An 11,867-nucleotide genomic window follows, 5' to 3' on the forward strand; every position below is an offset into this window, starting at 1 on the left:
TCGCTCTCGCGCTCGCCGCCGTCGGACTCAGCACCTCGGCACTCGAGCTCGCCGCCTGTGCTTCACTCGCCCCCTCTGCGACGTCCTCCACGAGCACGGGATCCCTCGCCGCCCACACGGACACCGACACGGACACCGGCACCGAAACTGACGCCGACCTCGACGACGCCACGTCTCCTGACCGAGGGCACCGGGACCACGCGGAGAACCGACCCGGGACGTGGAGCGAGTCGTCAGTCCAGGGGGCCCTCGAGAACCGTGAGGACGTCGACCTCGGTGAAGCCGACCGATCGGTTGAGGGCGAGCATCGGTGCATTCGTCGGCGCCGTGTAGGTCTGCAGGAACCGTGACGCCGAGCTCTCCGGGAGGGTCATGAGCAGTCGCAGATTGGCCACCTTCAGCGCCCGGCCGATGCCGCGACCTCGCACCCGCTCCTCGACGAAGGTGTCGTCCTGCAGTACGATCGCCGGGTCGGGCCGGGAGAGCAGGATCTCCGTGTAGCCGACGGTGTTCCCCTCGAAGCGGGCGACGCTGCGCACGAGCGCATACCCCTGCTCCGACATGCGCTGCTCGTTCGGGCGAACCGCTGCGACGTCGGCAGCTGCTGCCGTTCGGGTGAGCTCGCCCATCGGCACGTCGTCCGACATGTGCGTGCGAAGCCGTGCCCAGTCGGCGAGCAGCTCGTCCGGACACGCGCCGACCCACGAGACCACCTCGATGTCCGGGTGCGCCGCGGGCAGGCTTTCGAGGGTCCCCGCGGGCAGAGGCAGGTCGACCACCTGCCGGCTCTCGCGCATACCGACCCGCAGCCCCTCCGACCGCGCGAACGAGACCCCCGCTTCGGAGTACGTCTCGGTGCGCACGAGTGTGGCGGTGCCGCGCAGCGCGTCGCGGACAGCGCGGAGCAGGGCGCGGGCGACACCACGGCGACGGAAGCGATCGAGAACGGCGATCTCGACATCGGCCGGATCTCCCGGGTGCACGTGGGCCTCTGCGGCGCCCACCGGCACTCCGTCCATCTCCGCACGCAGCAGCACCGAGATGCGGGTCGGATGCGGGTTCTGGAACTGCCGCCGAGTCGCCTCATCGCTGCGAGACCACACCTTCCGGCGTCCGGCCGCGTACCCGTCGCGGAGCACACTGTTCCAGTGGTTCAACAGCGCGGTGTTCTGCGGGTCGACATGCGTGATGCGGATATCCATCGAAGGTCGTGACGCTCTCGGCTCGGGGTCGGACGGTGCCTCATCCAGGGTGCCACGCGGTTGTGCCGATCGCTCGACTCGTGGGCTCCCGGGGCATCTGAGAGGCTGGGTGCAGGACCTGTCCCCGAGGATGAAGTGGTGAGCGATGAGTGGACCTGACTCCCCCGTGATCGCGGTCGAGGGCGCGTCAGCGCGGTGGTCGCCCTGGTGGCTGGCATCCGGAGTGCTGTTCATCGGCTCGGCTCTGCTGGCGGCCTTCCGCAGTCTTCCCGGGTCCCTCGATGTCGAAGCTCTCGTCGGGATGTCGACAGCGGCCACCCTCGCCTTCAGCCTCGCGCTCGTCGCCGCCGGGATCGGAGCTGCGCGCCGTGACGACACCCCGCGATTGCCGAGGGCTGCGGTCGTCTCCCTCTTTCTTCTCGCGGGCTGGCTGCCCATCGGTCCGCTGCTGCTGACAGCGGCGTTCGACTTCAGCTCCGCCGTGCCGATCTACGTGAACGCCCTCGTGGAGCTGGTGCTGTCGGGGACGATCGTCGCCGGAGTCCTGCGCAGCACGCTGGTGATGCCCTGGAGATCCATCCCGGCGATCGCGCTCGCCGCGGTGGTGCTGGGGTCGCTGATGGAGGTCGCCGTCATGTCGGGTGGCGTATCCGACCAGAACGCGATGATCATGGTCTCCAACGTGCTGATCCTGACGCGCATCCTCGCCACCGGAGCTCTGGGCGCCGTGGCGCTCCGGGCCGCGCGTGCTCGGCCCGGAGCGGTGGTCGTCTTCGGCGGATGACCCTCAGGCAGCGATCGTCAGGCAGCCGAGACGTATCCCTTCGACGAGTCGTCGTCGACCAGTACGTAGGTGAGCACACCATCCGTGTGCTCACCCGTCTGCCTCCACACCCGTTCGTGTGCTCCGGTGGCGTAGTCGAGCACGATCCAATCCGGGGCGTGCGGGTCACGACGTCCGATCACATAGGACGTGCTGCCGAGGCCGACGGAGCCGAGTTGGGCGATGAACTGATCGCCGTCCAGTGTCTGGGGCGGAGTGCGGCACAGCTCGGTCGGACGGATGCGCATCGTCAGGTCGGCCTTGCCGACCCTCCCCCTCATGCGACGTCTCCGGCGTGGACACCGAGCTCGCTGGTGTCGTTGAGGCCGTGCGCGTCGAGATAGGCGCGGATCGTGTCATGGACGATGCGGATCTGGGCCTCGTTCCCCATCGCGGCCTGCATCGTTCCCATCGTGGGGGCCGGCTTGCCGTTCACCCGGTCGAGAGCCTCCCAGACGATGTCTTCGCGGGAGCCTCGACCCATCGAATGCGGCATCGAGCTGAACACCGGGTTCGGCTTCCAGCCGTCTCGGGTCTCCTTCATCAGTGCTTCCTCTCGTCTCGCCGGGCGCCGTCGGATGCGGGCGCGCTCGGTCCTGTGCGCGGGCACGCCGAAGCCATCCTGGGACGATGCGCCCCCGATGGACGGCATGCTCGTCCTGCGGCCAGGTGCCTTCCCGAAGAGCTGTCGGATGTCGATGAAGGGAAGGACGATCTGGCCGTGCGGTTCCCTCCGACAGTATCACGTTATTTTTAGTCATTCAAAATAAGCGGGGGACACTGCGTGATGGATACGACGAGAAGGCCCGATCCGTGAACGGGACCGGGCCTTCTCGTCTGGCAGGGATCAGTGGCGCGGTGCGTCGTTCCAGGACCAGATGTCGTCGCCGCGCAGCACGGCATCGGCTCCGCCGTCGCAGTAGATGGTCTGGCCCGCCATATGGGTGTTGGCTGGGCTCGTCAGCCACACGAGCAGCTCGGCGATCGAGGATGCGGGCTGGTGGTAGTTCAGCGGCATCGGCACGGCGGCGTCGACCTGCGCCAGTCCCTCAGGGCTCGCGAGCAATCCGGCGGTCATCGCCGTGATGACGGTTCCCGGTGCGACGGCGTTCAGGGGGATGCCGGCGCCGGCCCATTCCTCCGAGACGGACGCGCGGCGGACCCACCGCGACAGTGCGCGCTTGCTCGAGGAGTAGTTCAGGAACCCGCCCTCCGCCGTGGCGGCGAGCTGGTCCCCGATCTCGAGCGCGCGGTTCTCGTCGCCGCTCAGTGCTGCATCGACGAGATCAGCCGAGACGGGCTGCAACGACGCCATCGAGGAGACCACCGCGGCACGAGGCTGGTCCGCCAGGCTCAGGCTCGGCAGCAGGGCGGTCAGGAACTCGGTCACGCCGAAGTAGTTGATGGCCATGGTCTTGGCGATGGGCGCCGAGATCCCGGCGCATGCGATGACCGCGTCGATGCCTCCGTCGGCAGCCGCGATCACCGCGTCCGCGGCGGCGAGGCGGCCTGCGGGCGTCGACAGGTCGCCCGTGACCTCCACCCCGGCCAGATCGACGCCGATGACGGAGTGTCCCTGCGTGCGCAGCAGTTCGGCAGTGGCGGCGCCGATACCGGATGCGGCGCCGGTGATGACATAAGTGCGGGTCATTCTTCCTCCAGGGGTGATGAGACGGGATCGGACGACCGGGATATGGTCGCGAGCGTCGCCCCGGGGAGGGCGGCGACGAATCGGCTGAGGTGAGCCTGGAACTGGGTGATCTCCTGCACGGACCACCCTGCGAGAGCTCCGCCGACCATCTGCCGCCCGGCGTCGACGAGGCGCGCATACGCCACCTGGCCGGCATCCGTCAGTCGTACATCGACCGTGCGTCCTGATCGGATCCGGTCGAAGAGTCCTCGAGCGGACATGCGCGAGACCAGCTTCGAGGTGGTGGGACGCGACAGTGCTGCGCGATCGGCCAGGCGGCCGAATCCGAGGGAGCCTCCGCTCATGCCGACCAGATACAGGGCCCGCACCTCGAGGGCGTCGAGGGAGTCGTCGACGCTCTCGGCGATCCGCACCTGCAGCTCGCTCTGCGTCCACTCCGCGACCACTCGGACCAGCGCGTCACGGATGTCATCGAGCTCGTCGTGGACAGCCATGACCTCATGATAACAGCTCAGTTGCGTGCGGCAACTATTTGTTCCCGCGGTCCTTGGCTCCTCACCCCGGCAGGATGAGGAACGAAGGAGTCCCCTAGAGCGGTACCGACTCGCGCTCCTATACTCGCCAGAACATGAACACGTGGTCTCCGACCCGGCCTCATCACTGATGCATCGACCTGTCGGCGGCCTGCACTCCTTCGTTGCCCTTGTGGCTTCCCCACGAAACGAGCACCATGTCGACGACGTCACAGCCCATCGAGGGTCGACTGCGGAAGTTCCTCCTCTCCCTCGTCGCGGTCTTCGCCCTGGTCGGCGCGGGCCTCGTCGTTCCCCTCGCAGCCCAGGCGGCCGAGTCCTCGCTCCGCATCGACAAGCGCGTCGACGGGCTGGATACGCAGGACACCCTCGGCCCTGGAGATGAGTTCACCTACACGGTCGACCTGGTCTGCGACGACGTCGACTGTCTCAACGTCGTGCTCACCGACACGCTCCCGGCGGAGTTCGCGGGGTTCCAGTTCGTCGGATCCTCCTATACGCCCTCTGACCTGCCGCTCACGGCGACCACCACGGGGTGCGTCGAGGAGAACGGCGTCCCCGTCGAGGTCAGCGACGACTGCACCGTCCGCGTGGTCTTCCAGCAGCCGGTCGATGGCGGCATCGGGCTGGAAGCGGGCGGGACCCTCAAACTCAGCGTGGTGCTCCGGGCACCGCTCGATCTCCCCGCGGACTGGCAGTACAACGGCGACACCGTCACGAACACGGCATCGGCCGACTGGGACAACGGTCCCGGCGACCTGCCGGCGACGATCACGGACTCCGCAGATGCGGTCGTCACGGTCGACACCGTCATCGGGGTCGAGGCGAGCAAGAGCTGGACGCCCGCGTCCCAGCAGTTCGATCCGGGCGAGACGTCGGAGATCACGATCGGCGCGCAGAACCAGTCGAACATCGGCGCGGAGACGCTCGTCATCCAGGAGCCGACGACGGCAGTCGACGGCGCGACGACGCTGGCGTCCGACAACCCGTTCCGCATCGTCGACTTCCAGGGATTCGGGGCGACGACCCTGCCTCCGGCAGCGACAGCCGTGCAGGTCGACGCCTATGTCTACGACGAGGGATCCGGCACATGGAGCTGGCAGGCGGGCACGCCAGGGGCCACTCCGGCTCTTCCCACCGGTGTCGACCCGGCAGACGTCGGGGGCATCCGGCTGACGTACTCGGGCGGCACGATCGGCTCCGATGCGACCGCGTCCACGGCGTTCTCCGTCGGTCAACGCGCCACGGATCGCAACGACGGCAGCACGCTCGCGACCGGCGACTCCGTCACCAATAGCATCACCTCGACCGTCAACGCCCCGGGCGGAGCGACGGCGAGCGACGACGCCACCGCGCCCTACGAGATCGGACCGCTGACGATCGGGGTGCTCGCGGGCAAGACGATCACCCCCGCCGAGCTCGCGGCAGGGGGCGAGGCGACCGCCGAGCTCACGGCGACCAACACCTCGAACGGTCCCGTGGACAGCCTCACCATCTCGGATCTGGGCTTCTTCGACGCGGACATGGTGTTCGGCGGATTCCCGTCCGGCATCGACTACCCCGCGGGCGCGACAGCGGGAACCATCACCTGGTACATCGACGGAGTCGCCCAGGCCCCTGTGCCGTTCGCCGACTCCGCGTCTCCGGCCCCGCCGTCGGGGACCGTCACCGGGTTCGTCATCGAGTTCACCGGGGAGATCCCCGCGAACACGGCTGCCACGATCGACGTCGCGATCGACCCCTCCCTCTCGTTGGTGAGCACCGAGGCGCCCACCCATCAGCGCACGAACACGATCGACGTCACGGCCACGAACGACGTGGGAACGGCGGATGACTCCGCCTCCGCCGACATCGCGGTCTACTTCCCGCAGATCGATGTCGCGCTCGACAAGCGGATCAGCCCGAGCGGTGCGGTCGAGCCGGGGAACAGCGTCGTCGCGAGTCTGACCGCCACGACCGCTACCGGTGTGGCGCAGGTCGATCCGACGCAGATCGTCGTCGAGGACACCTGGCGCGAAGACCAGGTCGACGACTTCTGGAACGCCTTCGACCTCGTGGGCATCGCCCCGACCCAGGTCCCGCCGAACACCACGGCGACCGCCGAGTACCAGCGCGCGGACGGCACCTGGGTCACGCTCGCCACGGTGAGCACGGGAGCGACCGCGCAGACGTTCCAGATGAGCCGCGCAGAGTTCGCAGCCGCCCTCACACCTCCGGACACGCCCGCAGACGTCACCGGCATCCGCTTCACGTTCGACAACCCGGACGGCTTCGCCCAGGGGTTCAGCGTCGAGCCGCACCTCGTCTTCGAGGCGCGGACGGACCTGCGCGACGGATCGGGCCCCACCGACCCGCGTGACGATCCCGAGGACGAGCAGTCGGCGCAGCGACCCACCGTGTACGAGAACGAGGCCACGGCGCAGAGCCACGGTGAGGTCGACGGTCTCCCCGACGGCATCGACAGCGACGTGGTCACCGATCAGGACACGATCGGCGTCCAGACGCCGGCGACCGGCGAAGGCTCGGGCGTCGACGCCGAGAAGCGCTGGGTCGAGACCGGCGACAAGACCACCGACGTCGACTTCGTCGATGCGCAGTCCGGCGCCATCGTGTCCACGCGCAACGAGTGGCGGACGGGGACCCCGGGGATCGACGTCCTCAATCTGACGGACCCTGCGACCGCACCCGATGCCGATCCCGCCGGTGCGGCGACGACTGTCTTCCAGGCGTTCGATCTCCTGAGCATCGACCCCGTCACACTCGCCGACGATCCGCTGCTGGCCTGGGACGACATCACCGAGGTCTGGCTGTTCGTCGACGGCTCGTGGACGCCCATCGCTTCGCCCGGCGGTTCGTGGATGGGAGCGGACGGGTTCATCGGCTACACCCTCACCCCGGAGCAGACCGCGGGAACCACCGGCGTGCGGCTCGTCTACCGTCCGGATGACGCCGCCCGCGCTGCCAGCACCGACCCGACGCGGCCGGAACCCGGCTCCGGGCTCGCCACCTCGGCCGTCGGACAGTACCGACCGACATTCCTCACGTGGGAGCTGCGCAACGTCGTGCGCGATGAGAGTGCAACCGCCGACCGCTGGGTGAGCGCCGACCAGACCTTCAACGACGCCGACCCGGGAGTCGTCTGGAACACGCTGCGCGGGGACTGGACCTCGGCGGCAGGGAACGGCAGCGATACGGAGCGCGACAACATCACGCTGATCGATCAGCCGCCGCTCGTCTCCGTCGACAAGACCGTCACGCCGGCGACCGTGACGATCCCGGAGTCGGCTGACGTGGACCCCGCGAACTATCCGACCGTGACGTTCGACATCGCGGCAAGGAACGACAGCACGGCCCGCGCCTCGTACGTGCGCGTGACCGATCCGATCCCGTGCGCACCCGGAGCGGCGGACCAGTGTGTGAGCGCAGCCGATGCCTGGGCGGATGACCCCTTCGACGGCGCCGACTACGACGCGGGGTCGAACCCCTACGAGCGGCTCGACGTCCTGTCGCTCGCGTTCAGCTACCCTGCCGATCAGGTCGACCCCGCGACATCCACCGTCACGCTGTGGGACCGCGCCGCCGACGGCACCCTGAGCACGCGCACGATGTCCGTCACGGCAGCGGCGGCGCTCGCTGAAGCCGACCTCGCGACCGTGGTCGGTGTCAGCGTCGTCTTCCACGGTATCGACCCCGAGACCGACGGTGGAAGCATCCGTGCCGGGGAGGATCTCGGTGTGCAGATCGAAACGCGCGTGCGACAGTACGAGCGCTCGGATGCCGGCCAGCTGGTGGAGCCGGGCACCGTCGCCAACGACGTGATCGCCCAGTCCTACGATCCGGTGCTCACCCCGTCCGGTTCGGCGTCCAGGCCCAATGACACGGCCAGGGACACGGTCGAGTTGATCGGTGCGCTCCTCGATGTGACTCTCGCGAAGACCATCACACCGGACTCGATCCTCGAGACCGAGTTGGCGAACCCGGTCACCGTGGCGCTCGATGCGACGGACGGCGTCTCGACGGCCGCCACGCAGCAGGTCACGATCACCGATGCGGACGCCGACTTCTGGAACACCGTGCGCCTCGCCCCCGATCCGGCACTGAGCGTGGTCCTCCCCGCCGGCGCCGATCAGGTGCGCATCGACGCCCTCGTCGGGACGACCTGGGCGGAGGGCGTCTTCGCTGCGACGGCCGCTTTGCCCGCCGGAGTCGATCCGGCGACGGTGGTCGGGGTGAGGGCTGTGTTCCGGAACGCCGCGGGCGACGTGTTCTCCCGCAACGCGCCGCCGGACGACTGGACTGCTCAGCTCTCCTTCGACGTCGTGGTGCTCACCACGCAGCGAGACGGGTCGCCCCTGGTGCTGCCCGCCACCGTCCCGAACACGGCGACCGCGGAGAGCGCGAGACTCGACGGCCTCTACCCCGCGGCAGAAGACCAAGGCGATGCCGAGCTCGCCATCGACCCGGGAACCCACCAGCTCGACGTCGTGAAGTCGCAGCCGGGAACGAGTCACGTGGTGTCCATCGGCGCGAGCCTGCCCTGGACGCTGCAGTTCACCAACACGGGAACGGGCTTCGTCACGATCGACCAGCTCACCGACCAGCTTCCGCAATACCTCGACTGGGACTTCTCACCGCCCACCTATCAGACCTCTGCGGGAGGAACGCTCTCCACCGATGTGTCGGCCCTGATCGACGACACGGGCAAGAACGTGACCTTCACCTGGCCCGAGGGGGGTGACCGCATGTCTCCCGGCGAGGTCTTCACGATCACGGTCAACCTCGTGCTGGCTCCCGGTCTCGCTCTCGATCAGTTCACGACCAACACCTTCGTCGTGACCACCGCTGAGGACCTCGACTCCTGCACCAATGCCTCCGGCAACGGCGAGGGCACGATTCCGGATCTCGCCGCCGATCAGTGCGGGACGACGAACTACGTGCAACCGTCGCCCGGTGGCGCGCTCGCCGCATACAAGTACGTCAAGGGAGAGATCGACGGCGATCTGGTCGATGGCCAGGTCAATCTGAACAATCCGGACGCCGCCTGCCCGCTCGACCCCGATGGGTACACGCGCACACCCTGCGCCGCGTACACGGCCGTGGGTGCGACCGACGACTGGCGGCTGTCCGTCGTGAACGGGGGCACCGTCGGGTTCCCGACCGTGTCGATCGTGGATCCGCTGCCGAGGATCGGGGACCGGCTGCTCGCCACCGGCACAGCGCGCAACAGCACCTACGCGCCGGTGCTCCTTCCCGACTCGCTCACCGCGAATGTGCTGCCCACCGGTGCGGTGTTCACTCTCGACGTCACCACCTCCGCTTCCCCGTGCGTGGGTACCGGACCCACTTCTGCGTGGTTCGACGACCTGCTCTGCGACACCACGGCCACATGGACTCCGGCCGACTCCTACGGCGGAGCGTGGGAGGACGTCACCGGCATCCGCGTCACGATCGACTTCACGGGTACCGCCTCCGGTTCGTTCGGCCCCGGCGACGTGCTGGCTCTGCACTACGAGACGCAGAACGTGCCGGAGTCCGCCACGTACCCCGACCTCGCCCCGATCGCCGTTCCCGATGCGGGCGGCATCGCGTGGAACCAGATGGGTGCCGTGGGGACCGACGCCGGGGGCCGGGAGTACTCGGTGGCCCCTGTGCAGGCCGGGGTCCTGCTGCAGGACGGTGATCTCGCGGTGCAGAAGGTCGTGGTCGGCGACACCGGGCGGGCGCCCACCACGTTCGACTTCCGACTCGAATGCTCGGTCGCGGGAATCCCCTTGGCACTCCCCGCCGACGGGATCGTCACCGTCTCGGACCAGAGCCAGCTGAAGGGGCGGCTCGACGCTCTGCCACTGGGCTCGACCTGTGTGGTCTCGGAGACCGGAGACGTCGGAGCCCACGGCGAGCAGTCCCGAGTCGGAGACGGTCAGACCGTGACGATCACGACACCCTCGGTGGCGGGCGCGGAGCCGCCGACAACCCAGACGGCATCCATCACCAATGTGTACCCGATCCTGCCCCCCGACCCGGTCGTGCCCCCCGGGCCGCTACCGGACGGTGGCGGCGGGCTCCCGACGACAGGGGCGGACGGAGCCTCCGCGTCGCTGCTGGCCGGTATCGGGGCGCTGCTGCTCCTCGCGGGAGCGGTCCTGATCCGCCGTCGACGAGGTGCCGTGAGCTAGGCCCTGGGCGTCAGGTGCACGAACCGTCGATGTCGCAGGACTCCCCGTTCCGTTCCGACCCGCCGGGGATCGACGGGGCGGAGTGGGGAGTCGGTTCGGCGAGGAGTCGCCCCAGATACGCCCCGAGCGCCAGCTCGTCCACGGCCCCGAACGCGATCTGCCGCACACGCCCCTCCCTGTCGACGATCATCATCGACGGTGTTCCTCTGAGGCCGTAGCGCTGCGACCACCACGACCCGTCCACGGAGTGATTCCGGGCTGACCGGAGCGCTGTTCACCCATTCCGATACGTCGAGGGTGAACACCGCGGTGTCGATGGTCGACTCAGACACGCGCGTCGTCCTCGCGTAGCGGCAACCGCTCGGCGACGTACTCGGTGAGGTCTGCCAGACGGTTCGAGTAGCCCCACTCGTTGTCGTACCAGGCCGAGACCTTCACCTGATCGCCGATGACCCGGATCAGTCCGGCATCGAGGATCGACGAGTGCGGGTCGGCGACGATGTCGGCGGAGACGATCTCCTCCTCGGTGTAACGGAGGATCCCCTTGAGCGGACCTTCGGCGGCGGCGCGGTAGGCGGCCTTCACCTCATCCACCGTCACGGGCCGGGAGGCGGTGACCGTGAGGTCGGTGATGGATCCCGTGAGCACCGGCACCCGCAGCGCGAAGCCGTCGAGCTTGCCCTCCAACTCCGGGATCACGCGGCCGATCGCCTTGGCCGCCCCGGTGCTGGTCGGCACGATGTTGACGCCAGCCGCCCGCGCGCGCCGCAGGTCGGAGTGCGGGCCGTCCTGCAGATTCTGGTCGGCGGTGTACGCGTGCACGGTCGTCATCAGTCCGGCCTCGATCCCGAACGCTTCGTGGAACACCTTGGCCACAGGGGCGAGGCAGTTCGTCGTGCAGGAGGCGTTCGAGATGATGTGGTGGCGTTCGGGATCGTAGGTGTGCTCGTTCACGCCCAGCACGAAGGTTCCGTCGTCACCGGTGGCCGGGGCCGAGATGATCACCTTCCGGGCTCCTGCCTTCACGTGTTTCGCGGCGAGCTCGGCCTTCGTGAAGAGCCCGGTGGACTCGATCACGATGTCGACGCCGAGCTCGGCCCAGGGCAGGTGGAGCGGATCGCGCTCCGAGAACACACGGATCGCCTGTCCGTTGACGAACAGGTGCGTCTCATCATGCTTCACGGGTCCGGCCAGGGTGCCGTTCGCCGCGTCGTACTTGAGCAGGTGCGCAAGCGTGCGCGTGTCGGTGAGGTCGTTGACGGCGACCACCTCGACATCCGATCGCTTCGCGAGCAGGGCTCGAAAGTAGTTCCGTCCGATGCGACCGAAGCCGTTGATGGCGATCTTCGTGGTCATGATGCTCCCTCCTGTGCCGGGTTCCGGCGTGGTGCGACTTTTGGCCTATGCCAAAAATATCACGGCCGGAAGAAGTCGGCACGGATCCGTGCACCCGACAGCGGAGACGGCTGCGAGATCCCATGC

The 11,867-nt window shown here is 68.5% G+C and carries 9 protein-coding genes; 2 read left to right on the forward strand and 7 right to left on the reverse strand.

What is annotated here, in order from left to right:
- Positions 1 to 233: 233 nt before the first annotated feature.
- The gene (locus AB4070_RS12375) at positions 234 to 1,202 is read right to left on the reverse strand and encodes a GNAT family N-acetyltransferase (RefSeq protein WP_441980343.1); all 969 of its coding nucleotides are present in this window, start codon (positions 1,200 to 1,202) and stop codon (positions 234 to 236) included.
- A gap of 145 nt (positions 1,203 to 1,347) precedes the next feature.
- Here AB4070_RS12375 and AB4070_RS12380 point away from each other — a divergent pair, with 145 nt between their 5' ends.
- Positions 1,348 to 1,986, forward strand: a complete 639-nt coding sequence (locus AB4070_RS12380; protein WP_441980344.1) for a hypothetical protein — start codon at positions 1,348 to 1,350, stop codon at positions 1,984 to 1,986.
- A 17-nt stretch (positions 1,987 to 2,003) separates the two neighbouring features.
- Here AB4070_RS12380 and AB4070_RS12385 read toward each other — a convergent pair whose 3' ends face one another.
- The 4 genes from AB4070_RS12385 to AB4070_RS12400 form a co-directional block, all read right to left on the reverse strand.
- Positions 2,004 to 2,306, reverse strand: a complete 303-nt coding sequence (locus tag AB4070_RS12385; protein WP_441980345.1) for a hypothetical protein — start codon at positions 2,304 to 2,306, stop codon at positions 2,004 to 2,006.
- Entirely contained in the window at positions 2,303 to 2,569 is a 267-nt protein-coding gene (locus AB4070_RS12390; RefSeq protein ID WP_441980346.1) for a hypothetical protein, read from the reverse strand. Before AB4070_RS12390 ends, AB4070_RS12385 begins: the two co-directional genes overlap by 4 nt.
- Before the next feature lie 303 nt (positions 2,570 to 2,872).
- Positions 2,873 to 3,676, reverse strand: coding sequence for an SDR family oxidoreductase (locus AB4070_RS12395; RefSeq protein ID WP_441980347.1), 804 nt, complete (start codon positions 3,674 to 3,676; stop codon positions 2,873 to 2,875).
- Positions 3,673 to 4,170 carry a MarR family winged helix-turn-helix transcriptional regulator gene (locus AB4070_RS12400; RefSeq protein WP_441980348.1) on the reverse strand — a complete coding sequence of 166 codons (498 nt, stop codon included), beginning with the start codon at positions 4,168 to 4,170 and terminating at the stop codon, positions 3,673 to 3,675. Before AB4070_RS12400 ends, AB4070_RS12395 begins: the two co-directional genes overlap by 4 nt.
- A gap of 236 nt (positions 4,171 to 4,406) precedes the next feature.
- Between AB4070_RS12400 and AB4070_RS12405 the strand changes: the two genes are divergently transcribed.
- The gene (locus tag AB4070_RS12405; protein ID WP_441980349.1) at positions 4,407 to 10,385 is read left to right on the forward strand and encodes a DUF5979 domain-containing protein; all 5,979 of its coding nucleotides are present in this window, start codon (positions 4,407 to 4,409) and stop codon (positions 10,383 to 10,385) included.
- A gap of 10 nt (positions 10,386 to 10,395) precedes the next feature.
- On the opposite strand, the gene AB4070_RS12410 is transcribed toward AB4070_RS12405, so the two are convergent.
- Positions 10,396 to 10,578: a hypothetical protein gene (locus AB4070_RS12410; protein ID WP_441980350.1), complete on the reverse strand. Its 183-nt coding sequence runs from the start codon at positions 10,576 to 10,578 to the stop codon at positions 10,396 to 10,398.
- A 131-nt stretch (positions 10,579 to 10,709) separates the two neighbouring features.
- Entirely contained in the window at positions 10,710 to 11,741 is a 1,032-nt protein-coding gene (gene gap / locus AB4070_RS12415; RefSeq protein WP_441980351.1) for a type I glyceraldehyde-3-phosphate dehydrogenase, read from the reverse strand.
- Positions 11,742 to 11,867: the final 126 nt, after the last annotated feature.

The organism is Microbacterium sp. 2RAF4, assembly GCF_052115285.1.
GTDB lineage: Bacteria > Actinomycetota > Actinomycetes > Actinomycetales > Microbacteriaceae > Microbacterium > Microbacterium oxydans.

What these genes read in the sequence shown, in the direction of transcription:
- AB4070_RS12375 (WP_441980343.1), bottom strand. Translation starts at nt 1,202, where the DNA reads ATGGATATCCGCATCACGCATGTCGACCCGCAGAACACCGCGCTGTTG.
- AB4070_RS12380 (WP_441980344.1), top strand. Translation starts at nt 1,348, where the DNA reads ATGAGTGGACCTGACTCCCCCGTGATCGCGGTCGAGGGCGCGTCAGCG.
- AB4070_RS12385 (WP_441980345.1), bottom strand. Translation starts at nt 2,306, where the DNA reads ATGAGGGGGAGGGTCGGCAAGGCCGACCTGACGATGCGCATCCGTCCG.
- AB4070_RS12390 (WP_441980346.1), bottom strand. Translation starts at nt 2,569, where the DNA reads ATGAAGGAGACCCGAGACGGCTGGAAGCCGAACCCGGTGTTCAGCTCG.
- AB4070_RS12395 (WP_441980347.1), bottom strand. Translation starts at nt 3,676, where the DNA reads ATGACCCGCACTTATGTCATCACCGGCGCCGCATCCGGTATCGGCGCC.
- AB4070_RS12400 (WP_441980348.1), bottom strand. Translation starts at nt 4,170, where the DNA reads ATGGCTGTCCACGACGAGCTCGATGACATCCGTGACGCGCTGGTCCGA.
- AB4070_RS12405 (WP_441980349.1), top strand. Translation starts at nt 4,407, where the DNA reads ATGTCGACGACGTCACAGCCCATCGAGGGTCGACTGCGGAAGTTCCTC.
- AB4070_RS12410 (WP_441980350.1), bottom strand. Translation starts at nt 10,578, where the DNA reads ATGATGATCGTCGACAGGGAGGGGCGTGTGCGGCAGATCGCGTTCGGG.
- gap (WP_441980351.1), bottom strand. Translation starts at nt 11,741, where the DNA reads ATGACCACGAAGATCGCCATCAACGGCTTCGGTCGCATCGGACGGAAC.